Here is a 24424-nt window from a genome sequence, read left to right as displayed (position 1 = left end):
GGAGCCGGTCCGGGTTTTCGGACCGGCTCCTTGCATTTGCCCAGGGTTACCCTTGCTGCTCCGGCTGGATCAGCGGGATAGAGACAAACTGCGTCTGGTTACCGCGGCTTAGCAGCACCACCAAGCCGTCTTGCCCCTGCGAGAGCGCCTGCTCGACGGCAGCATAAACGTCCCGTGGCCCTTCGACCGGACGACGGCCGACCTGCCGGATCACATCACCAGGCCGGATACCCCGCGACGCGGCTGGACCGTTCGGCGCGACGCGGGCGATCACCGCGCCATCGACGTCGCGCGGGAGGTCGAACTGCTCGCGGGCCCGCGCGGTCGGCGCGGCCAGTTGCACGCCCATCGACTGCGCGGTCTTGCGGGCCAGCTTATCGGTGTCGCCGCCGAGAGCGGCCTGCTGCGTGGCGTCGGACAACCGGCCCAATTCGACCTCGACCGTGCGCTGATCACCGTCGCGGTAAAGCGACAGTTCGACCGTCTCGTCCGGGTCGCTCTGCGCGGTCATCCAGGCCAGGTCGCGGGGATCCCGGACCTTATCGCCATTGAAACCGACCACCACGTCACCGGATTGCAGGCCGGCTGCGTCCGCAGGGCTATCGGGCCGCACATCGCCGATCAGCGCCCCTTCGTTCTGTGGCAACTCAAGACCACGGGCCAGCTGATCGGTCACAGGCTGCACGCTGACGCCCAGCCAGCCACGCACGACCTCGCCGTTCTCCTTGAGTTCGGTGATGATCGGCTCAGCGACCTTGGCCGGCAGGGCGAAACCGACCCCAACGTTACCGCCGCTGGGCGACAGGATCGCCGTATTGACGCCGATCACCTCGCCTTCGGTGTTGAACAGTGGCCCGCCGGAGTTGCCCTGGTTGATCGCGGTATCGGTCTGGATGAAACTGCTGTAGGGCCCGGCGTTGATCGCGCGGCCGCGTGCGGAGACGATGCCAGCCGTCACCGATCCCCCCAGGCCGAACGGGTTACCGATCGCCAGCACCCAATCGCCAATTTCCGCCTTGGAGCTGTCACCCCAGTTAACCGCCGTCAGCTCATGGTCGGTATCAACCTTCAGAAGCGCCAGATCGGTCTTCGGATCGTCGCCAACGATCTCGGCTTCCAGGCGGGTATCGTCCTGTAGGATGACCGACACGTCATCGGCTTTATCGATGACGTGATGGTTGGTGACGATATAGCCCGCCTTATCAATCACGAACCCGGAGCCAAGCGCGCGCATCTGGCGCTCGCGGTGCTCACCGGGCTGATCGCCGAACTGCTTGAAGAACCGGCGCAGCGGGTGGCCCTCCGGCAATTGGCTGAGGGGGCCCGCCTGCTCCTCCACGGTGTGGGTGGTCGAGATATTGACCACCGAGGGCAAAAGCTTCTTGGCCACCGGGGCGAAACTCGGCGGCATTTCCTGAGCCGTCGCCTCGCTGGGCGTAAAAACAATAGGCGCAGCGCCGGCGACAAGCATGGCACTGCACGCCACGCCGGCCACGGCCGTGCGCAAACGGCTGAGTTGCATTGCGAACGCCTCCTTCCTTCGGCTGTTCCCAAACTCTGCTCTGTTCAGAGCGTCCGGTAGCAGGCTGTATGGCCGCCGTTTCTGCTGAGCGGATTAACGCGCGTTACGCGTTGGTCCGCAGTGGACTGACAGCCACCGGCCTGCCGTCAAGAATGCAAATGGGAAGTGCCGAAGTGCGCCGCATGGCGGAATATTGACCATTTCATGGCGGTTAGTTCATGTCGGATGGTCCTAAAGGCGACGCCGGAACGCTTAGTTCCCCAACAGATGTAGCGCGATATGCCGGATCTTCGGGCTGGTGCGGTGCTCGAACAGGTAGATCCCCTGGTAGCGGCCCAGCATCAGCCGACCGCCTTGCAGCGGAATCTTCAAATCACTGGAGGTCAGCGCACCGCGGATGTGCGCGGGCTGATCGTCCGGTCCCTCGTAGCTATGGCGGTACAGGCTGGTGTCCTCGACGACCAGTTGGCGGAAGAAGTCCAGCATGTCCGCCTGCACGTCCGGATCGACATTCTCCTGGATCACGAGCGAGGCGGAAGTATGGCGGATGAACAGCGTCAGCAGACCATCCGTTAGGCCTTGCTGGGCAACCCAGTCGGAAACTTCCTGGGTGATCTCCAGAAAGCCCTGACCACGCGTCTCGAACACCAGTTCGCCCAGGGCTTGTTGCAGCGGCGCGTTGCGCGCGCCGGTCTGATGGTCCTGCATGACGGTAGCTGCCTCGTTCGTGATCTTTGGCTCGACCGTCGCGCCAGCCGTCCCCCAGCCCCCGGCTCGGAAGCTCGGTCAGCGGCCTTAAGCGATCGTCCATCCCCTCGATGCAAGGTGTCGCATCCACCCCGCCGCTGTCGCAAGCCGGATGCACCGACGGCACTTCAGGCGTTCTGCTCAAAAACCGCTACAAACAGGCCGTGTAAGCGTCTCATGAAAAACACTTTCCCTGGAGTGCACGGTCGTCTAAACTCGCGCAAACCGCAGTTTGTTGGGGGCCTTCCTGTCGTGACGCGAACCCAGTTCGTGCCGTTCGCCGTCGTTTTGCTCGCACTCGCCGCCTGCAGCACGGCTCAGCCGACCGTCGATACCGAACGCAGCGTGATGGCGCGGCCGCAGATCATTCAGCGCCCCGAAATCACCCGTCCAGACGTTCCCAAACCGACGGCGCGCCCGGTGATGTATTCGCCGTCCCGGCCGCTGCAATGCGTGCCCTACGCCCGCAAGGCTTCCGGCATTCAAATCCGCGGCGACGCCTGGACCTGGTGGCGCCAAGCCAGCGGCCGCTATCCACGCGGACAGACGCCCAAAGAAGGGGCGCTGATCCTACTCGATACCGGCTACAAACGCGGCCATCTCGCCTACGTCAGCGAGGTGCGTGGCACGCGGGAGATCGTGGTCAACCATGCCAACTGGCTAAATCACGGGCGCATCCATGAAAACACTCCGGTGCGCGATGTCTCCCGCGCCGGCGACTGGTCGCAGGTTCGGCTCTGGTACGTGCCCGGCAACCAGCTAGGGGCCAGCGCCTACGACGTCATCGGCTTCATCTACCCCGACCAACGTACGGCCCAGCGCTGAGGATCAGGTACGGGTAATCCCTCGCACACGTTCTCCGGAAAGCCCCTCCCCTGCCCGCGACGGCTATGCTAAACGGCGCGGGATGACCGATACCCGCTCAACCGAATACCTGCACACCGGCAGCATCGTGGTCGCCGTCGACGGTCCGGCGGCGGCTGGCAAGGGAACTCTGGCCCGCCGGCTGGCCACAACGCTCAATCTCGTCTACCTGGACACCGGCTCGATCTATCGCGCGGTCGCGGCCAAGCTGCTTGCGGCCGGCGGCGATCCCAACGATGCCGAGACCGCAACCGAGGTCGCGCGTACCCTCGTCAGCGACGATCTGGGCCGCGACGACCTCCGCGCGGAAGGTGTGGGCGCGGCCGCCTCGATCGTCTCCGCCCATCAAGACGTGCGCGCCGCGCTGCTCGACTTCCAGCGGGCGGTGGCGTTCGATCCACCGCCCGGGCGAGCCGGTGCGGTGCTGGACGGGCGCGATATCGGAACCGTGGTCTGCCCGGAAGCGTGCGCCAAGCTGTTCGTCACCGCCAGTCTGGAAGAGCGCGCCCGTCGGCGGCACGAAGAGTTGCTTGGCCGGGGCGAGGAGCGTATATATGCGCGCGTCCTGGAAGACTTGAAGGAACGCGACGCGCGTGACAGCGCGCGCGCGACCGCCCCGATGACCGCGGCGGCCGACGCGGTCACGCTCGATACGTCGGACCTCGACGTGGAAACCGCGTTCCGGAAGGCACTGGACATCGTGCGCACCCGCTGCGGCGTGACCGCAGCCTAACGGCCGTGATCGACGGCGTTGGGTGGATCGGCCGATCCGTGCCGGTTTCGCTGGACAGCGGATATGCGCACCGCATAAACACCCACGCGACCCCGACCGCCCCGTCACACCGGACGGCGACGGTTATGGGGTCGTCGCCGCATGGAAGGGCGGTTCTTGGGCCCACCCGGGCCCGCGAGCCGCACAAACCGGACGCCGAAAAACGCCCGGCCTTCCGCCCCAGGCGTCGGGAAGACCGCCGGACACAACCGGCTGGCCTGAATACGAAGACGGTTCACAAGAAGGATACGTGAGACATCATGGCTGAATCCGCCGCTGCTGTAAGCAGCACCCAGGAAGATTTCGAGGCGCTCCTCGAGGAGAGCCTCGGCGGCGAAGGCCGCCTGGAAGGTACGGTTCTCAAAGGTACCGTGCTCGGTTTCGACGGCGACGAGGTGATGATCGACGTCGGCCTGAAGAGCGAAGGGCGCGTCGCGCTCAAGGAATTCGCCAAGGCCGGCGAAGATGCCGATCTGAAGGAAGGCGGCGACGTCGAGGTCTTCCTCGAACGCTACGAAAACCGCAACGGCGAGGTCGTCCTCAGCCGTGAGAAGGCCCGCCGCGAGGAGGCCTGGACGCAGCTCGAGCGCGCGTTCAACAGCAACGAGCGCGTCACCGGCCAGATCTTCGGCCGGGTCAAGGGCGGCTTCACCGTCGACCTCAATGGCGCCGTGGCGTTCCTGCCGGGCAGCCAGGTCGACATCCGTCCGGTGCGCGACGTCACCCCGCTGATGGGCACGCCGCAGCCGTTCCAGATCCTCAAGATGGACCGCTCGCGCGGCAACATCGTGGTGTCGCGCCGTGCGGTGCTGGAGGAGACGCGCGCCGAGCAGCGCAGCGAGCTGGTTGCCAGCCTGAAGGAAGGCCAGGTGCTGCAGGGCGTGGTGAAGAACATCACCGACTACGGCGCGTTCGTCGACCTGGGCGGCGTCGATGGCCTGCTGCACGTCACCGACATGTCCTGGAAGCGGGTCAACCACCCGACCGACATCCTGCAGATCGGCCAGACCGTCGAGGTGCAGGTCATCCGCTTCAACCCGGAGACCCAGCGCATCAGCCTCGGCATGAAGCAGCTCGAGGCCGATCCGTGGGAGGGCGCTTCCCAGAAGTACCCGACCGGCGCCAAGTTCACCGGCCGCGTCACCAACATCACCGACTACGGCGCGTTCGTCGAGCTCGAGGCCGGCATCGAGGGTCTGGTCCACGTCTCCGAGATGAGCTGGACCAAGAAGAACATCCACCCGGGCAAGATCGTCTCCACCTCTCAAGAGGTCGAGGTGATGATCCTGGACGTGGACGAGCAGAAGCGCCGGATTTCGCTCGGCCTCAAGCAGTGCCTGCCGAACCCTTGGGAAGAGTTCAAGGAGAAGTACCCGGCCGGCACCGAGCTCGAGGGCGAGGTCAAGAACATCACCGAGTTCGGCCTGTTCGTCGGCCTGCCGGGCGACATCGACGGCATGGTTCACCTGTCCGACCTATCCTGGGACCGCAGCGGCGACGAGGCCGTGAAGGACTACCAGAAGGGCGACCAGGTTAAGGTCAAGGTGCTCGACGTCGACACCGACAAGGAGCGCATCTCGCTTGGCATCAAGCAGCTCGAGGACGATCCCTTCGAGCAGGCCGCCGGCGAGGTCCGCAAGGGTCAGATCGTCACCTGCACGGTCACCGAGGTGCAGGACAACGCCGTCGAGGTCCGCGTCGGCGACGAGGACGGCCCGACCGGCACGATCCGCAAGGCCGAGTTGGCGCGCGACCGCTCCGAGCAGCGTCCGGACCGCTTCGCCCCGGGCGAGAAGGTCGACGCCAAGGTCACCAGCGTGGACAAGAAGAACCGCCGCATCACCCTGTCGATCAAGCAGCGCGAGATCGACGAGGAGAAGGAGGCGATGGCCGAGTACGGCTCCACGGACACCGGCGCCAGCCTGGGCGAGATCCTCGGCCCGGCAATGCGCTCGGCCGCGAAGGAAGCCGCGAGCGAGGAAGAGTCCAAGTCCGGCGCGAAGAAGAGCGCTTCGAAGAGCAAGAGCGACGCGGACTCGGAAGAGAGCTAGGCCAAGCCTAGAGCCTCTGGACTTCGGTTAAGCCCGGCTGCTGGGACCTCCCCGGCAGCCGGGCTTTTTCGTGCGCATTTGCCGCAGTTGAGAGGCAAAAATCCAGGCAAGTGAGCAAGTTACCTTGACCTGCTCGGCGCGGTCTGAGACCGTTTCGCACGTTTGTTGCGCTGCGCTGTCGTCTGGACCGTGCGCGCGTGTCTGAGAGGAACCCGAGAGCCGCGGCAACACGTGGGAGCGTTGGCATCTGGACAGCCGAGCGCGGCCGACCGGCTTCACGAAAACAGGGGCGTTCCAAGCATGACGAAATCCGAGTTGATCCAACGTATCTCGGACATGAACCCGCATCTCTACCAGCGCGACGTGGAGCGCATCGTCTCCACGATCTTCGACGAAATCGCGGAGGCGCTGGCGCACGGCCAGCGCGTTGAATTGCGCGGCTTCGGCGCCTTTTCCGTCAAGGACCGTGACAGCCGGACCGGCCGCAACCCGCGCACCGGCGAAACCGTCCACGTGGAAAGCAAGCGCATCCCCTTCTTCAAGACCGGAAAACTGTTGCGCGAACGTCTGAACGCGACAGACTAGGAACCGGCTTCTCCGGGTCGTGCCAACGCGGCGTCGATCGCGCCACGCGCGGCCCTCACCCCATTGCGGGCGGCGCTATCCCCCAGTCATGACAAGGCGGAGCCCGGCGTGAAATACCTATCCTGGATCATCACCCTGCCACTGATCGCGGTGGCGGTAATCTTTTCCGTCAACCATCGCCAGCCGGTGGAGATCGATCTTTGGCCCCTGCCGCTGGCGATCGAGCCCCCGCTCTTCCTGGTGGTGTTGCTGGCCGTGTTCATCGGCTTCCTGATCGGCGGCTCGATCGACTGGTGGAGCCAGGGTCGCAACCGTCGCACGGCACGCTGGCGGCGCTACCGCATCGAGGAACTGGAGCGCGAGGTCGGCTTCCTGAAACGCAAGCTGGAAAAGGCGCAGGACGAGGCCGGAACCAGCCAAGCCGGCAGTCAGCCCTCCAATAACCCCCGCCTCTCCGCGCCCGCCAACACCAGCCAGCAGACCCATTCGCTGCCCAAGACGGGTAGCTAAAGCACGCTGCTGTCCGGTTTACGGGAACCGTGTCGGGAGAGCCCTCGCCTTAAGATAGCGAGGGGGAGATAAGGGGGAGTTCCCTCAGATGACGGCGAGGGAGTTCCCCGTCTCACACGCCCATCACCGTCGAAAGCCGTTGGCATGAAGGTCCTCTCCGCCGAGCAGGTCGGTCGCGCGCTGGATTATCCCAGTCTGGTGGAAGCGCTGCGTGCGGTGTTCCAGGGCGGCGCTGAGATGCCACCCCGCCATCACCACGAGGTCCCGAACGACCCCGGCGCCGATGGAACGCTGTTGCTGATGCCGGCCTGGCAGACCGGGCGCTACATCGGCATCAAGGTGGCCACCGTATTCCCGGACAACCCCGGCCGCGGTCTGCCGTCCGTCATGGCGAACGTACTGCTGAACGACGGCGCGACCGGCGAGCCGCTGGCCCTGGTCGCCGGCCAGCCGTTGACCAACAAGCGTACCGCCGCGGCAAGCGCGCTCGCCGCCGACTATCTTGCGGTGCCCCACGCGCGCCGCCTGCTGATGGTCGGCACCGGCGCCATGGCCCCGGAAATGGTGCGCGCCCACTGCGCCGTCCGACCGATTGAGCGGATCGACGTCTGGGGCCGCACACCGGACAAGGCGCAGAAGCTGGCCAATACGCTGCAGGGCGAGGGCTTGAACGCCCACCCGATCGACTCGCTGGAAGCCGGCGTCGCACAGGCCGACGTGATCTCCTGCGCCACCATGTCGACCGAGCCGCTGATCCACGGCGACTGGCTGCACCCCGGCCAGCACGTCGACCTGATGGGCGCGTTCAAGCCCACGATGCGCGAAACGGACGATCGGGCCGTTCAGGTCGCCGACGTCTTCTGCGACACCTTCGCCGGCGCCCTGAAGGAAGGCGGCGATCTGGTCCAGCCGATTGAGTCGGGCGCCCTGCAACGCGAGGACGTGCGCGCGGATCTGTTCGACCTGACCCAAGGCAAGCACCCGGGCCGGAGCGCCGACGACCAGATCACACTGTTCAAGTCGACCGGCGCAGCGCTGGAAGATCTGGCCGCTGCGATCCTGGCCTACGAGCGCAGCGGGAACTGAGCCCGCCATGTCGGGCACGCCGCCAACGGCGGTCGTCATCGGGGCCGGAGTGATCGGTCTGTCCGCAGCCCGCGCCTTGCTGGCAACAGGCTACCGGGTTGAGGTGATCGAGCAGGGCCCGGTGCCGAACGCGCACGGCTCCTCCGTCGATTCCGGCCGGCTGATCCGCCATACCTACGGTACGCAGCATGGCTACGCCGCCCTGGTCGATGCGGCCTACGCCGCCTGGGAGCGGCTGTGGGCGGACCTGGGCGAAACGCATTACACCCAGACCGGTACGCTGATGCTGAGCCGTCCGGGCGCGAGTTGGGCACAAGACAGTGCGGCAACGCTGGACCGCCTGGGCAAGCGCTACCGCGTGCTGGACCGCGGCGAAGCCGCCCGGCGCTTCCCGCTGCTCAACCTAGAGGGTGTCGAACGGGCCTACTGGGTGGAAACCGGCGGCGTCCTGGCGGCCGAGCCGATCATCGACGCCCTCGCCCGTCATTTGCGCGTACACGGCGGGGCGGTCACACCGCACACCGCCGTCACCGATATCGACGCCGAACGTGGGCATGTCCGGCTGGAGGACGGCAGCCATCGCGCGGCGGACCTGATCCTGGTCGCGGCCGGGCCCTGGGCCGGGCGACTTTGGCCCGAACTCGATGACGTCCTGACCCCGTCGCGCCAGCTCGTCTGCTATGCCGACATCCCCGATGACCTCTATACTGCCTGGCGGCGCATGCCGATGGTCCTCGACATCGGCGAGGCCGACTCCCGCACGCAAGGCAGCGTCTACGCGGTGCCGCCGGTCGGCGACGCGCCGCTCAAGCTGGGCGATCACGCCTTCTCCCTTACCGGCGACCCGGATGTCGACCGCAGCCCAAGCGCGGCAGAACTCCAGCGGCTGTTCGAGATGACCCGCCGCCAGCTGGCCGAGCCGGCGCGCTACCGCCTGCTCTCCGGACGCACCTGTTTTTACACCGTCGCCCCGGACTCGCAATTCCTGCATCGCTGCCAGGGCCGCGCCCACGTCCTTGCCGGCTTTTCCGGCCACGGCTTCAAGTTCGGTCCCTTGATCGGCGAACGGTTCGCCGAATTGGCCAGCGGACGGCTCGACGAAACCACCTTCCAGACCTGGCTGGCGGCGCGCCAATAGGTCGCTGCCTGCGCAATCTTGAGGGCAAAGAGGCCCTCCTGAAAGGTCAGCTCGGCGCAAACGTGCGACAGCTCCCGCCCCACTCGGACGGAAGCTCATGACGCGTTCGTAGCGCTCTGCTACACAGCTTGCGATGCAACCGAACAGCCCAGCCGCGCGAATCTACGCGGCAATCGACACCACCGACCTGGACCGCGCGCGGGCGCTGACACACGCGTTGGCCGGTGTCGTCGGTGGGGTCAAGGTGGGCAAGGAGTTCTTCACCGCCCACGGGCCAGAAGGCATCCGCGCCATCCTGGATGCGCCGGAAACGCGCCATCTAGGTCTGTTCCTGGACCTTAAGTTCCACGACATCCCGAACACCGTCGCCGGTGCGATCCGCGCCGCAGCTCCCCTGGCGCCGAGCTGGCTGACGGTGCACGCGAGCGGTGGACCGGCGATGCTGCGCGCCGCCGCCGATGCAGCCGCGGAGACCAGGTGCGATGACGGCCGGCCGCGCACGCGTGTACTGGCGGTGACCGTCCTGACCAGCCTGGACGACGAAGATCTGGAGGCGGTGGGTCAACGGTCCCCGGTAAGCACCCAAGTCGAGCGGCTGGCTACGCTCGCCCAGGACAACGGCATCGATGGCCTGGTCTGCTCGCCGCGCGAGATCGCCCTGTTACGCAACCGCCTGGGCCCCGATATGGCCCTGGTAGTTCCGGGAATTCGCCCCACCTGGTCTGTTGCAGGCGACCAGAAACGGGTCACGACGCCCCGGGACGCGCTTGCCGCCGGCGCCGATGTCCTGGTGATCGGCCGTCCGATCACGCAGGCGGAGTCTCCCGCCGCAGCGGCCCGGCAGATCGTGGACGAAATCGCGGCCTGACCACCGCCTAAAGGACCCCGTATCGCATGAGACCGGACGACGGCGACGAGCGTTTCGAGCAGGGCGACGATCCACAGCCGCCCCAACAAGACCGAGGGCGCGGCCCCGGCGGCAACCGGCCGTCGCCGCGCCAGCCCCTGCCGGTCACGCAAACCGCGCAGGAGACGCTACGCACGTTCGCCCAGCTGCTGCGCTACCTGCCACAAGTGGCGCTCGTCCCGTTCACGGCGATCTTCCTGTTGCAGGGCACGGTGATTCTAAGCGGCGGCAACCCGTTTATCGCTAACCAGCCAACCGCCGGGCCAACGCTGCTCCTGGTCCTGCTGATCCCGGTGGTCATGGCCGCTTACGTCGTCTTCCTGGTCGACTGGCACCGTCTGGTTCTGTTCGGCGCCGGGACGGAGACGACGCGCCCCCGCTTGAAGTTGCATGCGCGCGACTTTCGTTACTTCCTGCGGGGAATCATGGTCTTCTTCATCGGCGTGTTGGCGGCCATGCCAGCGGTGATGCTCGCCCCCAGCGTCGTCAGCACGCAGACCGGCGCGATCGCCATGACCATGGTCGGTGCCTTGCTGGCGGTGACGGGTATGATGGGGTTCGGCCTGGTCCTGCCGGCCACCGCCATCGACCGCAACTACTCGATCGGCGCGTCTTTTCAGGCGACCAAGGACGTGCTGTTCCAGTTGGTTGGTCTGGTCGCGCTGGTCCTGGCACCCGCCTACGTCGTCGGCGTCAGCATTCTGGCACTCACCGCCTCGGTGTTCGGCCAAGGCGGTCCGCACATCCCAGGCGTCCTGATCTCGCTGGTCGTCGAGTTCCTGCAAATGGCCCTCGGCGCCACGCTGCTGTCCGTCATCTTCCAGAAGCGTGCGGGTGTCGACACCCGCGCCTGATGGGCTAAACCTGCACAATCATGACCGACACGCCCCCGCTCCTCTCCACAACCGGCGAAGGCCGGATCGACGCCGGCCCGGTGCTGATCGGAACGGTGCGCGCACTCAAGCAGCACGCCGCGCTGATCCCACGCCTCGCCTGGCCGGCGCTGCTTGTCGCGTTGCTGGTGCCAATCGTGCAACGCTTCGCCTTTGCCAACGCGGAAACGGCGGCCAGCCTGCACCTCCTCACCCTGCCGTTCGACCTGATGCTGGGCACGGCGTGGCTGCGCCTGCTGTTGCTGGGTTGCGATCACGCGCGCATCCCCGCCCTTGGCTGGGGCAAGGCGGAAACCGACTTCACCATCTGGGCGTTCGTGTTCGCGATCGCCATCCTGGGCGCGATCGTGATGATCACGCTGGTGATCTCCAACCTACCGATCAGCGAGCAGACGGGGCGCCTTGCGATCGCGATCGCGGCTTGGCTAACGCTCAGCCTGATGACACCGCTGGCGCTGCGCGTGCCCGTCCGGGTCGTCCGGGCGGAAGTGCCGGGACGCGCCTGGCAGGCCCGCCTGGCCAACGTGCCGAACGCCGCCCTCGTCTGGCTGGTCTACCTGACCTTCGCGATCGTACTCACGCAGGGCCCGGCCAACCTGCCGCAGCCGCAGGACCCGTCGGTCGCCCTACCGCTGGCCGCCGGCGCGCTGTTGGTTGAGATCTTGGTGGAATACGTCCTGCTGCTCACCGTGCTCGCCCTGATCGCGGTGACGGCGCGCCAACTCGCCGGCTGGCCCGCCCCTGAGGAACAGGAAGTCCCGGCATGAGCGTCGCAACCAAGATCTGTGGGCTAACGGATGCCGACTCGATGGCAGCCGCCGCACAGGCGGGGGCGGCGTACGTCGGTTTCATCTTCTACCCCCCGTCCCCGCGCTACGTAACGCCGCAGCAGGCAGCCGCCCTCGCCGCGCATGCGGGTCAGGCCGTGAAGGTGGCCGTCACCGTCGACCTGTCGGATGACGAACTGGGCGCGATTCTGGAAACCGCCCCGGTCGATCTGATCCAGTTGCACGGTGCGGAAACGCCGCAGCGGGTCGCTGAGGTGCGTGCCCGGTTTGCAAAGCCGGTAATGAAGTCAATCCCGGTGGCCGGCCCGGACGACCTGGACCGGGCCGATAGCTACGCGCCCATCGTCGACCGACTGCTGTTCGACGCTAAGCCGCCCAAGGAAAAGCCGGACGCCCTGCCCGGCGGCAACGCGCTGTCATTCGACTGGCAGCTGTTGGCCGGGCGCAGCTGGTCCGTGCCCTGGATGCTTTCGGGCGGCCTCACCGTCGACAACCTGGCGGAAGCGGTCGAAATCTCCCGCGCCCGGGCGATCGATGTCTCCAGCGGCGTCGAGGATGCGCCAGGCCGCAAGAACCCGGAAAAAATAAGGACCTTGCTTGCCGCCGCCGCGCGCCTGCGTCCCGTTGCCTGAGGGCGCGGAATGCGGCATTGTCCGCGCCCTGACAGCCACCCCAGTTAATTGACCCGCAATGACCGTCGAACGCCCCAACACCTTCCAAGGCGGCCCGGATGAATTCGGCCATTTCGGCATCTTCGGCGGCCGGTTCGTCGCCGAAACGCTGATGCCGCTAATCCTGGAGGTCGAGCGCGCCTATAACGAAGCGCGCCAGGACCCCGAGTTCCTGAACGAACTCGATCTCTACAGCCGCACCTACGTCGGGCGGCCGAGCCCGCTCTACTTCGCCGAGCGCATCACCGAGGAACTCGGCGGCGCGAAGGTGTATTTCAAGCGCGACGAGCTGAACCACACCGGCGCGCACAAGATCAACAACACCTTGGGTCAGATCCTGCTCGCCCGGCGGATGGGCAAGACCCGAATCATCGCGGAGACCGGCGCCGGCCAGCACGGCGTCGCGACGGCCACGGTGTGCGCGCGCTTCGACCTGCCGTGCGTGGTCTACATGGGCCGCACCGACATGGAACGTCAGGCCGCCAACGTCTTCCGCATGAAGCTGCTGGGCGCGGAGGTCGTGCCGGTCGACAGCGGCACCGCGACGCTGAAGGACGCGATGAACGAGGCGATCCGCGACTGGGTCGCCAACGTCGAGAACACCTTCTACATCATCGGCACGGTCGCGGGCCCGCACCCCTACCCCTACATGGTGCGCGAGTTCCAGTCGGTGATCGGCCAGGAAGTGCGCTGGCAGATGCAGGAAGCCGAAGGCCGGCTGCCGGACAGCCTAGTCGCCTGCATCGGCGGTGGCTCGAACGCGATGGGACTGTTCTATCCTTTCCTGGACGACGCCGACGTCGATATCTACGGCGTCGAGGCCGCCGGGCACGGCATCGAGAGCGGCGAGCACGCCGCCTCGCTCAACGGCGGCCGGCCGGGCGTGCTGCACGGCAACCGCACCTATCTGCTGCAGACCGACGACGGGCAGATCGTCGACGCCTACTCGATCTCCGCCGGGCTGGACTATCCAGGCATCGGTCCGGAACATGCCTGGCTGCACGAGACCGGCCGGGTGAACTACCTCTCCGCAACCGACGACGAAGCACTGCAGGCCTTCCAGTGGTGCACCCGCAAGGAAGGCATCATCCCCGCGCTGGAGCCGTCCCATGCGCTCGCGGTGGTGCGTAAGCTGGCACCCGACCTGCCGCGCGACCACATCATGGTCATGAACCTGTGCGGACGTGGCGACAAGGACGTCGCCGCTGTCGCCAAGCGGCTCGGAGTAGAGCTGTGAACGAAAGCGCGACCCCCCCGAAGACGGCTGCCGACCTAGCGATCCAGGAACGCCAGGTGCCGGAGAGCGCACGCGGCACGGACTCCGGCCGTATCCGCGCGCGTTTCGAGAAGCTGAAAGCCGAGGGACGCGGCGGTCTGGTCACCTTCGTGACCGCCGGCGACCCTGATTTCGCGACCAGCGCCGAGATTCTGGCCGGTCTGCCGGCAGCCGGCGCCGACCTGATTGAGATCGGCATCCCCTTCTCCGATCCCATGGCCGACGGCCCGGCGATCCAGCGGGGCAGCCTGCGGGCGCTGCGCGCGGGCATGACGCTGAAACGCACGCTTGAGCTGGTCGGCGGCTTTCGCGAACAGGATCGGGAAACGCCGGTCGTGTTGATGGGTTACTACAACCCGATCTATTCCTACGGCGTCGAACGCTTCCTGGCCGATGCGCAAGCTGCTGGCGTCGACGGGCTGATCATCGTCGACCTGCCGCCGGAGGAAGACGGCGAGCTATGCGTCCCGGCGCTCAAGGCCGGGGTCAACTTCATCCGCCTGGCCACACCGACCACGGACGACGCCCGCCTGCCGGCGGTTCTGACCAACACCAGCGGGTTCGTCTACTACGTCTCGATCGCCGGGATCACCGGCACGCGGGCCGCCGCCGACCAGCAGGTCGCCGAGGCGGTTCAACGTCTACGCCGGCACACCGATCTCCCGGTCGCCGTGGGCTTTGGCATCCGCACGCCCGAACAGGCGGCGAAGATCGCCGGCATTGCCGACGCCGCGGTGGTCGGGTCCGCCCTGGTCGAGACGGTAGCCAGTAACCTGAACGACGACGGCACGCCCAAGAACGGCTGCGCACACGCGGTCCTGGACCAAGTGCGGGCGCTGGCCGACGGCGTGCGCAATGCGGTTAAGCAGGCCTAGGGGCCCTCATGAGCTGGATCTCCAACTACGTCCGTCCGAAATTCCGGGCGCTCGTCACCCGCCAGGACATTCCCGACGACCTGTGGGAGAAGTGCCCGGACTGCGGGCAAATGATCTTCCACCGCGAGCTCGAGAAAGCGCTCAGGGTGTGCACGCACTGCGGCTATCACCTGCGCATCGGCCCGCACATGCGGATGAAGCTGCTGTTCGACAGCGGTCAGTACACGCCGATCGAGCTGCCCGAAACGATCCAGGACCCGCTCAAGTTCCGCGACCGCAAACGCTATGGCGACCGCCTGCGCGAGGCCCGCGCCAAGGCCGAGGGGAATGACGCCATCGTGGTCGCGCACGGGCGCATGGGCGGCCATCCCGTGGTGATGGCCTGCTTCGACTTCTCCTTCATGGGCGGATCCATGGGGATCGCCGTCGGTGAAGGGTTGCTGGCCGCGGCCCGCTTGGCCTGCATGCAGGAGGCCCCGCTGCTGGTCGTGCCTGCTTCTGGCGGCGCGCGGATGCAGGAGGGCATCCTCTCGCTGATGCAGATGCCGCGCACCACGGTCGCCGTCGATATGGTGAAGGAAAAGGGCCTGCCCTACGTCGTGCTGCTGACCGACCCCACCACCGGCGGGGTCAGCGCCTCCTTCGCCATGCTGGGCGACCTGACGTTGGCGGAACCCGGCTCGGTGATCGGCTTCGCCGGCCAGCGGGTGATCGAGGCCACCGTGCGCGAGCAACTGCCCGAGGGCTTCCAGCGCGCGGAGTACCTGCGCGACCACGGCATGGTCGATCAAGTGGTCGACCGGCGCGAACTGCGCGACCGCCTGATCACGCTGTTCAGCCTGTTGACCCGCACGAAGCCGGAAGCGCGCATCATCCCGCTCCCCGAAGGCGCCCTGAAGCTGGACGGCCCGCGCGTGGCCAGCCACGGCCCACGAATCGACGACGGCCAGCCCAAGGCCGAACCCCAGTCCAAGCCGGAGGCCGTTGCCGAAACGGTCACCCTGGACACCTCGGCCAAGAGCAGCTCGGCAAAAGACACGGCGGCGACCGCTCAGCACGGCGAAAAGCAACGCAGCAGCTGGAGCCTCAGCCTGACCGGCCGCAGCCGCGACAAGAACGCCGGCGACAAGGCGGCCGAGAAAACCAAGCCGGAAAAGGACAAGTCGGACAAGGCCAAGGCCGAGAAGAAGCCGGACAAGAAGTCAGAGGCTGCCCCCGCAGGCGACAAGAACACGCCAAGCCCGGGCAATCAGACCGACAGCGCCGCCGGCGATACGGATCAGTCCGGTGACCCGGACACTTCTGGCTCATCAACCAAAAGTTCCCGCCGCGCCGCGGAGTAGTGCCGCAACGGTCTTCCGCGATCTCCTTACGTTGAGCCCTGCCCCGCGTTCACCGTAGCCGCGTCAGCTTTCCGCCCCATGACCTCACCAGACGCCTACGCCAGCGACCGGGTGCTTGCGCGCCTGATGCGCCTGCACCCCAAGGTGATCGATCTGTCGCTGGACCGGGTCTGGCGGCTGCTGGAGGCACTCGGGCATCCGGAACGGGATTTGCCGCCGGCGGTCCACGTCGCCGGCACCAACGGCAAGGGCAGCACGCTCGCCTTCCTGCGCGCGATGCTGGAAGCGCAGGGTTATCGGGTTCACGTCTATACGTCCCCACACCTGGTCCGCTTTCACGAACGCATCCGCCTGGCCGGTGACTTGATCTCTGAAGATCGGCTGATCGCCCTGTTGGAAGAAGCCGAGCGGGCGAACGGCGAAGACCCGATCACCTATTTCGAGATCACCACCTGCGCGGCCTTCCTGGCCTTCGCGCGGACGCCGGCGGACGTGCTGCTGCTGGAAACCGGGCTGGGCGGCCGGTTGGATGCGACCAACGTGCTCACGCACCCGGCCCTGACCGGGATCACCCCGATCGGCCTGGATCACATGCAGTTCCTGGGCGATAGCCTGGAGGCGATCGCGAGCGAAAAAGCCGGCATCCTGAAACCCGACACACCAGCGGTGATCGCCCCGCAGAAACCGGCGGCCGCCCAGGTCCTGCACGATACGGCGACGCAGATCGGCGCACCCATGCATGCCCACGGGACCGACTGGACCTATACGACCCACCGCGGCGGCCAGGGCTTCCGTTACGAGGGCGGCGCACTGACCGGCGACTGGCCGGCGCCCGGCCTGCTCGGTCCCTACCAGATCGCCAACGCGGCGATGGCACTCGCGTGCGCGGAGCAGCTGGCGGGATTCCGGGTCGATGCCGAGGCCGCGCGCACCGGCCTCGCCAAGGCACACTGGCCAGGGCGGATGCAGCGCCTCGACGGCGGCGCACTCGCCCGGCGGCTGCCAGCAGGTTGGGAACTGTGGCTCGACGGCGGCCACAACGCCGACGCCGGCCAGGTGCTGGCCGCGGCGATCGATGCCTGGCAGGCGGACCCGGACACCGAACGGCCGTTGCACGTTATCTTCGGCATGCTGAACTCCAAGCAGCCGGTCGCATTCCTGGAGCCTTTGGTCGCCCGCGCGCACAGTTTAAGCGCGGTCGCCATCCCGGGCGAGGAGGCAAGCCACACAGCCGCCGAGTCCGCTGCGTTCGCCCGCCAGGCCGGTGCCCGCAAAGTGACCGAAGCCTCAGACGTCCCCGCCGCGCTGGACGCCCTTGCTGCCAACACCGACGGCTCCCCTGCCCGGGTGCTGATCTGCGGCTCGCTGTATCTGGCCGGCAAGGTGCTGGCGCTCGACGGCACGTAGGCTCGCGCGACCGAAGGGGCTGGGCATCCGTCGACCTGTGCCCGCCGTCACAGCTTCTCATCCGCTGTCCGACAAACTGGTGCGCGTACCTAACCTGTGAGCACACAAAGGTCACGCGCACGGTGTAGACTAATCCCATCGACGGGCGGTCTACAGGCACAGGAGGAAGGATGACCAACCAAACGATGAGCTGGCTGTGGATCGCTTTCGTCGTGCTGATCGGCGTCGGACTGGTGGCGGGGCACGGCGTCTTCTAGGCCAAGCGCCGACCGTCACCCGCTTGGGGACGCGGGAACGCCAGGGTCTACCCCACCCTTCTGCTTGTTCTCGAAGGCCGCGCTCGCGCCGTCCTGCTCGACCGCAGCATAGAGAACCAGACGCAGGTGCTTCGCCTCGTCCACGATCAAAGTGGAATGGTCGAACGTGACCGTCCCAACGTCGTCGAGCACAAAGCTCCGGCGCCCCTGGCATCGGCCATGCACATCATGCCGGCGCCAGAGGTGGGCGAATGCAGGCGCGCGTCGCTCCAACGCGTCGACCAGCCCGTTCATATCCTCGTCCTCGGGCGCCTGCGCGTAATCCCGTCGGAAACTGGCCAGAATCTGCGGTGCATGGGTTTCCCAGGACACCATCCGACTGGAGAGGCTGTCGTCGGCGAACAGCATCCACAGCATGTTGCGTTCCGCCGGATCGCGGCGCTCGAAACCGAACAGACATTCGGCGGCCGCATTCCAGCCGATGACGTCCCATCGCAGGTTCATGACATAGGCCGGCCGCAGCACCAGATCGTCGAGCAGCCGGCGGACGAGCGGCGGCACTTCGCACCAGGGGCGCCCCTTGATGGCCGGAGGGCGATGGTGCGCGAGCAGGAACAGATGCCGTCTCTCGGTTTCATCGAGCTTCAGCACGCGCGAGACGTTGTCGAGAAAGGCTGTCGAGACCTGAATCTCCCGGCCCTGTTCCAGCCATGTGTACCAAGTGAGCCCGACACCCGCGAGCGCGGCGACCTCCTCGCGCCGCAGGCCAGGCGTCCGACGTCTCGTCCCAGGCGGCAGGCCCACATCCAGCGGCGATACGCTTTCACGCCGCCGCCGCAGGAAGTCGGACAATTCGGTTCGTGACCGCTGAAGGCGGTCGATCCTATCACTCATGGTAACAGTATAATTTCTCCCATAGTAACAGGATAAATAGAACGCCTACACGACGGCTTCAACAAAGGGAGCCGTCCATGTCAGACAACTGCGCCTCCGCCGACCCAAACGCCCAGAGCTCGGCACCCCGCGATCGCCACGTGCCGTCCGCCCTGGCACTTGCCATCCTCCTGTTCGGCGGATTCATCACTGTCTTCGACCTGTTCGTGGTCAATGTCGCGATCCCTACGATCCAACGCGATCTTGAAGCCGATTTTGCCGACATCGGCTTCGTCATCGCCGGCTACGAACTGGCCTTCGGCGTCCTGCTGATCGCAGGCGGTCGTCTTGGGGACATTCACGGACGCCGCCGGCTGTTCGTGCTTGGCATGCTGGGATTTGCGCTCACTTCCTTCTTGTGCGGCGTGGCGCCGGATGCCAACGCCCTGATCGGGGCGCGCTTTCTGCAGGGAGCGACCGCAGCCCTCCTGTTTCCCCAGGTCTACGCGCTCCTGCGGGTCCTGTACGACGATGCGGAGCGTCGTCGCGCGTTCGGCTTGCTCGGGATGACGCTCGGACTGGCCGCCATTGCCGGGCAGGTGTTGGGCGGGCTGATCGTCGAAAGCGACCTGCTCGGCCTTGGCTGGCGCGCCGTATTCCTGATCAACCTGCCGATCGGTGCTATCGCCGCTGTTCTGGCGCGCACCATCCCGGAATCCCAGGCCCCCGATGCAATCGCCGTCGATTGGCCAGGATTCGGCCTGGCGACCGCCGGGCTCGTGCTGCTCCTGCTGCCGCTGCTGGAAGGGTCGAACGCCGGGTGGCCGGCATGGATCTGGGGCAGCTTTGCAGCTTCGGCGCTGTTGCTGGCCGCATTCATCCGCTGGGAACGTCACGCCGGGACGCAGGGCGGCCACCCGGCCATCGACCTCGGCCTGTTCCGGAACGCGGGTTTCTCCATCGGGGCGGTCGTGGTGCTGCTGATCTATTCGACCGCCACGTCGCTGTTCATGTGCTTCGCGCTACTCGTGCAATCCGGCTTCGGGCTGACGCCGTTCGAGGCCGGAACGCTGTTCGCGCCGGCCAGCGTTGGCTTCGTCGCCGCCTCCTTGCTGGCGCCGAGGCTGGTCGCGCGTTGGGGCCACCTCGTTATTGCCGGCGGCGCCCTGATCTATGCCGCCGGTATCGTATGGCTCATCGCCGCCGCCACGACCCTGGTCAATCGCACCGACGTTGATGTCCTGCTGCCGGCCCTCGTCCTGTTCGGTTTCGGCCAGGGCCTGTCCATGACGCCCCTGCTCAATCTCGTGATCGGCTTCGTCGAGGAACGCCATGCGGGCATGGCGGCCGGGTTCATCTCCACGATGCAGCAAGTCGGCGGCGCCTTCGGCGTCGCGATCGTCGGAATCTTCTTTGTCGACATCCTGGGCCGACAGACCGGTACGGCAGCTATGGACGCCTCCCGTTACGCGGAGGCGTTCGCCGGCGCGATGCTCTACAACGTGATCGTGCTCGTCGTCGCGGCGGTCCTGATTGCCTGGATATCGGCTCGGTCAGTGTCCGGCCGGCAAGGATAAGCGCGAGGAGGACGACGCACTATGACTCCCGCTGCGCCGGGCCGGTCCGGCAAAACAGGCTGTAGAGCACCGGGATGATGCCCAACGTCAACACAGTGGCGACGCCAAGGCCGAAGGCCATGACGCTGGCCATGCCGAAGAACAGGGCATCCTGGAAGACGATCAGCGGCAGCAACCCGACGATCGTGGTCGCGGTGGTCATCAGGATTGGACGCAGCCGCCGCACGCTCGCCTTCACGACCGCTTCCGCCGGCGCGTAGCCCTGCGCGCGCTCGATATCGATCCGGTCGATCAGAACGATGGCGTTGTTGACCACGATCCCGGCCAGGGCATAGAGGCCCAGGATCGGCATGAAGCCGAAGTTGGCGCCCATTACGTAGAGCCCGATGGCCACGCCGATCAGCACCAGCGGCATCGTCGCCAGGATCATGGCCGGGCGGCGGAAACCGTTGAACTGCGCCACCAGCAGCAGGACGATCACGCCCAGGCACAGCGGCGCGTTGGCCGCGAGCGCCGCCTGCCCCTCCGCGGATTCCTTGACCACGCCGTCCAGTTCGATGCCGTGACCGGGCGGCAGGTCGGCGCGCAGGCGCTCCAGGTCTGGACGGATCAGCGGCACCATGTCCTCCGCCGTCATGCGGTCGTTGCGGGCCTCGACCGTGACCGTGCGGGTCATATCCTCGCGGTGAATGCGGGCGTAGGCGTTCTGTAGTTCGAAGTCCGCCACCTGCATCAGCGGCACACCACGCCCGTCGTCGCCGTAGACACTGAGCGTCTTCAACCGGTCCAGGTCGGTGCGTTCCCCAGCCTCGGCCCGCGCGACCACGGGGAAGATGTCGTCGCCTTCCCGGAACTCCGTCACCTGCCGGCCGGAGAAGTAGGTCTCCAGCGCCTCGGCGATGTCGGCACTGGTCACCCCGGCGCGCCGCGCGCGTGCCTGGTCGACAGCGACCCGGATCTTGGCGATGCGGTTCTGCCAGTCGTGGCGGACACCGTTACTCCCCGGCACCTGTCTCAGGATCTCCGCGATCCGATCGGCCGTACGGGTGATGACCTCCGCATCCGGGCCAGTCGCCTGGATATCGATCTTGCTGCTGTCGCTAGGCCCCAGGAACATGCCGGCGACCCGGGCGAACAGGCCGGGGAACTCCTGCCGGAACAGGCTGCGTAGCTGTTTGACGGTCGGATCGACCTGCGCACGCTCGCCCACGTTCAGAACCATGAACGCCTGGTTCGGCGCCGGGTCGATCGGGGTCAGGGAGAGCACGAAACGTGGTCCCCCAAAGCCGACGTAGGCCCCGTAATCCTGCACCTGGGGAAACCGATCTTTGTCGTTCAGAACCTCGAAGACGTCCTGCAGGCGGGCGTCGGTGGTGCGCGCTGTCACGCCGGTCGGCAGATCCAAATAGACCAGTACCTGCGCCCGGTCTGAAGCCGGGAAGAAGCGGCTCGGCGCCTGCCCGATCGCGTACACAGAGGCCACCAGCAGCAAGGTCATTGCGCCCAGGAACGCCCAGCGTGCCCGCAACACGCGGCGCAACAGCCGGTCATAGATGGCGACAAGCGGCCGAAATATCCGCTCCGACAAGCCGCCATCGCTTTCCGTCGCGCCCGGTTCCGGCGCCTTGATGAAGCGATGGCAAAGCAGCGGTGTCACCGTCATCGACCCCACCCAGGAGGTGAGCAGCGAGATCAGCATGATGAGCGAGATCGACCGCGTGTATTCGCCGGAGACGTGCTCGGCCAGCATCAGCGGCAGAAATACCAGGATCGTCGTCAAGGTCGACGACAAGAGCGGTAGGGCCAGCTCGGACCCGACCGCGCGCAGGGTGGCGTCGCGCTCCACGCCCTCGCCCAGGCGGCGCTTGAACTCCTCCGCCACCACGATGCCGTTGTCGACCAGGAGTCCAAGCGCAATTACCAGAGTCGCCAGGCTCATACGCTGCAACGTCATCTCGAACAGGCCCATGATGGCCACGGTGATCAGCATCACCGTTGGCACGATCGCGCCCACGATGAGACCCGTGCGCAGGCCCAGGAATAGGACCACCACGGCTAGCAGGATGGCGAGGGTCTGCAGGACATTGAAACTGACGCCGTAGACGGCCTTTTCGACCTGCCGCTCCTGCAAGGTAACAAGGTCGAGCCGGTAGCCGGCCGGCAGACTCTGCCGCACCTCGTCAAGCCGGGCGGTTGCCCGCTTGGAAAAGTCCAGGACCGAGCGCCCCTCCAGCATTGAAACGGCCAGAATGACCGCCGGCTTGCCGTTGTAATAGGCCTTGCGCGCAGGGGGATCGCGATAGCCGCGCCGGACCGTGGCCACGTCGCGCAGCGGCACCACGCCGGCTTCGCCGGGCAGGCGGATCAGCGTATCCCCGACGTCCTCGGTGCTCTCAAAATTACCGCTCGGCTCGATCAGGAAGGCGCGGTCGCCGGTATCCAACTCACCGCCGGGCCGGATCACGTTCTGTCGGCTCAGCGTTTGCTGCAGCGCGTCCGGTCCCACGCCCAGTTCAGCCAGGCGGGCGTTGGAGAATTCGATCCACATCCGCTCCTGCTGGATGCCCAGCAGGTCCACCCGCTTGGTGCCATCGACGGCATAGAGGCGGTCGCGAATGTGTTCCGCCATGTCCGCAATGTCGCGCATGGCCCAATCATCGGAGGTCAGCGCGGCGGTGATCACCGCGACATCACCGAACTCGTCGTTCACTTGGGGCGGACTGGCACCCTCGGGCAGCTTATCCTGGGCGGCGCGGACCTCCTGGCGCACGTCGTCCCATATCTGGTCCAGATTGAAGTAACGGTCCTCGATCACGACGTGGATGATCGACTGGCCTGGCATGGAGGTGGAGCGCAGTTCCTCGACCTCCGGCACGCGGCGGACCTGCTCCTCCAACGTCTTGGTGATCAGCCGTTCGATCCGCTCGGCCGAGAGCCCGGGATAGCTGGTAGTGACCACGGCCTCGCGGATGGTGACCTTCGGGTCCTCGCGCGCCGGCAAGTTGAAATAGCTGAACGCGCCGAAGGCCATCAGAACAACCGCCAGCAAGCCGACCAACGGCCGGTGCCTGTACGCCAACTCGGTTAAGGTCATCGCACAGGCCCTACTGGTCGAAACGGCGCGGGCCGACACCAAGACGCCGCACCCGTTGCCCGTCGGTCAGGAAGGCGGGCCCCTTGGTCGCGACGATCTCTCCAGCCTCGAGGCCGGCAGCCACCAGCGCCTGGTCGCCGCTGATCTCCATCACCTCGATCTCGCGCCGATGCACAACCTTGGCTTCCGGATCGAAGACGTAAACGACGCGCCGCTGACCGTCTGCCGCCAGAAAAGCGGTGGCCGGGATGGCCAGGAGCGCCTCCCCTGTCTCGACTCCCCCCGGCTGGTTAAGGGCAAAGGCAACCTCCGCGGTCATGCCAGAGCGCACGCCCTCTGGCGCCTGGGCGAGCCGCAGGGTCACGGCATAGGCGTTGCGTGCCTGCGCGTCCGTCGCGATCTCGGTGATCGTGCCGGTGAGCGCGCTCCCGGGCCGTGCCGGCAGGCGGACGGTATGGTGGCTGCCCAGTTCCAGCCGGTCGATGACCGTCTCGGGCGCGTCCACAACGGCTTCCAGTGCGTCACCACCCTGCACCTTGAGCACTGTCTCCCCCGCTGCAACCTGCTGCGAGGGCTCGATCAGCCGGTCCGCGACGGTCCCGGCATAAGGCGCCACGAGCTTCGTGTCCGACAGATCTTCACGGGCGATCGCGACGCGTGCCCGGGCCGTCTCGACCCGGCTGTTCGCGCTCTCCAACGCGGAATTGGCGCGGTCGTAAGCCGCCTTGGACGCCCAGCCCCGCTCATAGAGCTTGTTCTGGCGTCCGAATTCCTCTTCGGCCTCGGCCAGCTCGGCGTTCGCTTCCGCCAACTGCCCGCGGCGTTCTTCCAACGCGAGCTCGTAGTTACGCGGATCGATCCGGGCGAGCAGATCGCCGCGGGCGAAGGATTCACCGATCTCGACCGTCACTTTCGCCACGCGGCCGGCGACCTCGAAGCTGAGCGGCGCCCGCTGGGCCGCACGCAGCACGCCAGGCAATTGGCGCGTACGCTGCGCTTCGAACCGGGTTACCTCGGCCCAGGCGATCGGCTTGGCCTCCGGTTGCGACGCCGATTCCACCTCAGAGCCCTCGGAGCAGCCCGCAATCCCGAGCACGAGGAGCGTCAGCAGCGATGGCCACAACGTCCGGCAAATCGGACGCCGCAGGCCGGACGCCGTAGTCTGTCGCGCATCTCTCATAGACCGAC

21 protein-coding genes are annotated in these 24424 nt (G+C 66.6%); 16 read left to right on the top strand and 5 right to left on the bottom strand.

Going from position 1 to position 24424, the window contains the following annotated elements; translation table 11 throughout:
* Positions 1-46 precede the first annotated feature (46 nt).
* Both RHOSA_RS0108050 and RHOSA_RS0108045 read right to left on the bottom strand, forming a co-directional pair.
* Complete coding sequence (locus RHOSA_RS0108050; protein WP_037255916.1) at positions 47-1522, bottom strand: DegQ family serine endoprotease; 1476 nt, start codon at positions 1520-1522, stop codon at positions 47-49.
* A 252-nt stretch (positions 1523-1774) separates the two neighbouring features.
* Positions 1775-2230 (bottom strand): secondary thiamine-phosphate synthase enzyme YjbQ, encoded by a 456-nt coding sequence (locus RHOSA_RS0108045; RefSeq protein ID WP_081728574.1) that lies wholly within the window; start codon positions 2228-2230, stop codon positions 1775-1777.
* A gap of 291 nt (positions 2231-2521) precedes the next feature.
* Between RHOSA_RS0108045 and RHOSA_RS25060 the strand changes: the two genes are divergently transcribed.
* The 15 genes from RHOSA_RS25060 (at position 2522) to RHOSA_RS0107970 (ending at position 17435) form a co-directional block, all read left to right on the top strand.
* Positions 2522-3094: a CHAP domain-containing protein gene (locus tag RHOSA_RS25060; RefSeq protein ID WP_169816614.1), complete on the top strand. Its 573-nt coding sequence runs from the start codon at positions 2522-2524 to the stop codon at positions 3092-3094.
* A 124-nt stretch (positions 3095-3218) separates the two neighbouring features.
* A complete protein-coding gene (cmk, locus tag RHOSA_RS0108035) occupies positions 3219-3866 on the top strand; it encodes a (d)CMP kinase (protein ID WP_027288265.1) in 648 nt (215 codons plus the stop codon).
* Positions 3867-4165: 299 nt separating this feature from the next.
* Complete coding sequence (gene rpsA, locus RHOSA_RS21265; RefSeq protein ID WP_081728572.1) at positions 4166-5956, top strand: 30S ribosomal protein S1; 1791 nt, start codon at positions 4166-4168, stop codon at positions 5954-5956.
* A 300-nt stretch (positions 5957-6256) separates the two neighbouring features.
* Positions 6257-6541: an integration host factor subunit beta gene (ihfB, locus tag RHOSA_RS0108025; RefSeq protein ID WP_027288264.1), complete on the top strand. Its 285-nt coding sequence runs from the start codon at positions 6257-6259 to the stop codon at positions 6539-6541.
* 108 nt (positions 6542-6649) lie between these two features.
* The gene (locus tag RHOSA_RS24105) at positions 6650-7051 is read left to right on the top strand and encodes a LapA family protein (protein ID WP_051431939.1); all 402 of its coding nucleotides are present in this window, start codon (positions 6650-6652) and stop codon (positions 7049-7051) included.
* A 144-nt stretch (positions 7052-7195) separates the two neighbouring features.
* Positions 7196-8137 (top strand): bifunctional Delta(1)-pyrroline-2-carboxylate/Delta(1)-piperideine-2-carboxylate reductase, encoded by a 942-nt coding sequence (gene lhpI / locus RHOSA_RS0108015; protein ID WP_027288263.1) that lies wholly within the window; start codon positions 7196-7198, stop codon positions 8135-8137.
* A 7-nt stretch (positions 8138-8144) separates the two neighbouring features.
* Entirely contained in the window at positions 8145-9275 is a 1131-nt protein-coding gene (locus RHOSA_RS21255; RefSeq protein ID WP_051431938.1) for an NAD(P)/FAD-dependent oxidoreductase, read from the top strand.
* A gap of 133 nt (positions 9276-9408) precedes the next feature.
* Complete coding sequence (gene pyrF / locus RHOSA_RS0108005; RefSeq protein WP_027288262.1) at positions 9409-10143, top strand: orotidine-5'-phosphate decarboxylase; 735 nt, start codon at positions 9409-9411, stop codon at positions 10141-10143.
* Positions 10144-10169: 26 nt separating this feature from the next.
* Complete coding sequence (locus tag RHOSA_RS0108000; RefSeq protein ID WP_027288261.1) at positions 10170-11036, top strand: hypothetical protein; 867 nt, start codon at positions 10170-10172, stop codon at positions 11034-11036.
* A 20-nt stretch (positions 11037-11056) separates the two neighbouring features.
* Positions 11057-11842, top strand: a complete 786-nt coding sequence (locus RHOSA_RS0107995) for a hypothetical protein (RefSeq protein ID WP_027288260.1) — start codon at positions 11057-11059, stop codon at positions 11840-11842.
* Positions 11839-12495 carry a phosphoribosylanthranilate isomerase gene (locus tag RHOSA_RS0107990; protein WP_027288259.1) on the top strand — a complete coding sequence of 219 codons (657 nt, stop codon included), beginning with the start codon at positions 11839-11841 and terminating at the stop codon, positions 12493-12495. Before RHOSA_RS0107995 ends, RHOSA_RS0107990 begins: the two co-directional genes overlap by 4 nt.
* A 58-nt stretch (positions 12496-12553) precedes the next feature.
* The gene (trpB, locus tag RHOSA_RS0107985) at positions 12554-13771 is read left to right on the top strand and encodes a tryptophan synthase subunit beta (RefSeq protein WP_027288258.1); all 1218 of its coding nucleotides are present in this window, start codon (positions 12554-12556) and stop codon (positions 13769-13771) included.
* Positions 13772-13827: 56 nt separating this feature from the next.
* Positions 13828-14685 carry a tryptophan synthase subunit alpha gene (gene trpA, locus RHOSA_RS0107980; RefSeq protein WP_027288257.1) on the top strand — a complete coding sequence of 286 codons (858 nt, stop codon included), beginning with the start codon at positions 13828-13830 and terminating at the stop codon, positions 14683-14685.
* Positions 14686-14693: 8 nt separating this feature from the next.
* Positions 14694-16028: an acetyl-CoA carboxylase, carboxyltransferase subunit beta gene (accD, locus tag RHOSA_RS21250; RefSeq protein ID WP_081728570.1), complete on the top strand. Its 1335-nt coding sequence runs from the start codon at positions 14694-14696 to the stop codon at positions 16026-16028.
* 78 nt (positions 16029-16106) lie between these two features.
* A complete protein-coding gene (locus tag RHOSA_RS0107970; RefSeq protein ID WP_027288256.1) occupies positions 16107-17435 on the top strand; it encodes a bifunctional folylpolyglutamate synthase/dihydrofolate synthase in 1329 nt (442 codons plus the stop codon).
* A 272-nt stretch (positions 17436-17707) separates the two neighbouring features.
* Here the strand turns inward: RHOSA_RS0107970 and RHOSA_RS21245 are convergent, their stop codons facing one another.
* Complete coding sequence (locus tag RHOSA_RS21245; RefSeq protein WP_242468761.1) at positions 17708-18544, bottom strand: helix-turn-helix transcriptional regulator; 837 nt, start codon at positions 18542-18544, stop codon at positions 17708-17710.
* Positions 18545-18726: 182 nt separating this feature from the next.
* Between RHOSA_RS21245 and RHOSA_RS0107955 the strand changes: the two genes are divergently transcribed.
* The gene (locus RHOSA_RS0107955) at positions 18727-20142 is read left to right on the top strand and encodes an MFS transporter (protein WP_244880626.1); all 1416 of its coding nucleotides are present in this window, start codon (positions 18727-18729) and stop codon (positions 20140-20142) included.
* Positions 20143-20161: 19 nt separating this feature from the next.
* Here the strand turns inward: RHOSA_RS0107955 and RHOSA_RS0107950 are convergent, their stop codons facing one another.
* Together RHOSA_RS0107950 and RHOSA_RS0107945 are read right to left on the bottom strand one after the other, a co-directional pair.
* The gene (locus tag RHOSA_RS0107950) at positions 20162-23236 is read right to left on the bottom strand and encodes an efflux RND transporter permease subunit (RefSeq protein WP_027288254.1); all 3075 of its coding nucleotides are present in this window, start codon (positions 23234-23236) and stop codon (positions 20162-20164) included.
* A gap of 10 nt (positions 23237-23246) precedes the next feature.
* On the bottom strand, positions 23247-24296 hold the full coding sequence (locus RHOSA_RS0107945) for an efflux RND transporter periplasmic adaptor subunit (RefSeq protein ID WP_169816613.1): 1050 nt from the start codon (positions 24294-24296) through the stop codon (positions 23247-23249).
* Between the last annotated feature and the right edge of the window lie 128 nt (positions 24297-24424).

This window comes from Rhodovibrio salinarum DSM 9154 (genome assembly GCF_000515255.1).
Lineage (GTDB): Bacteria > Pseudomonadota > Alphaproteobacteria > Kiloniellales > Rhodovibrionaceae > Rhodovibrio > Rhodovibrio salinarum.
The sequence above is the reverse complement of the archived record's forward strand: the minus strand, read 5'-3'. Positions and strand labels throughout refer to the sequence as shown.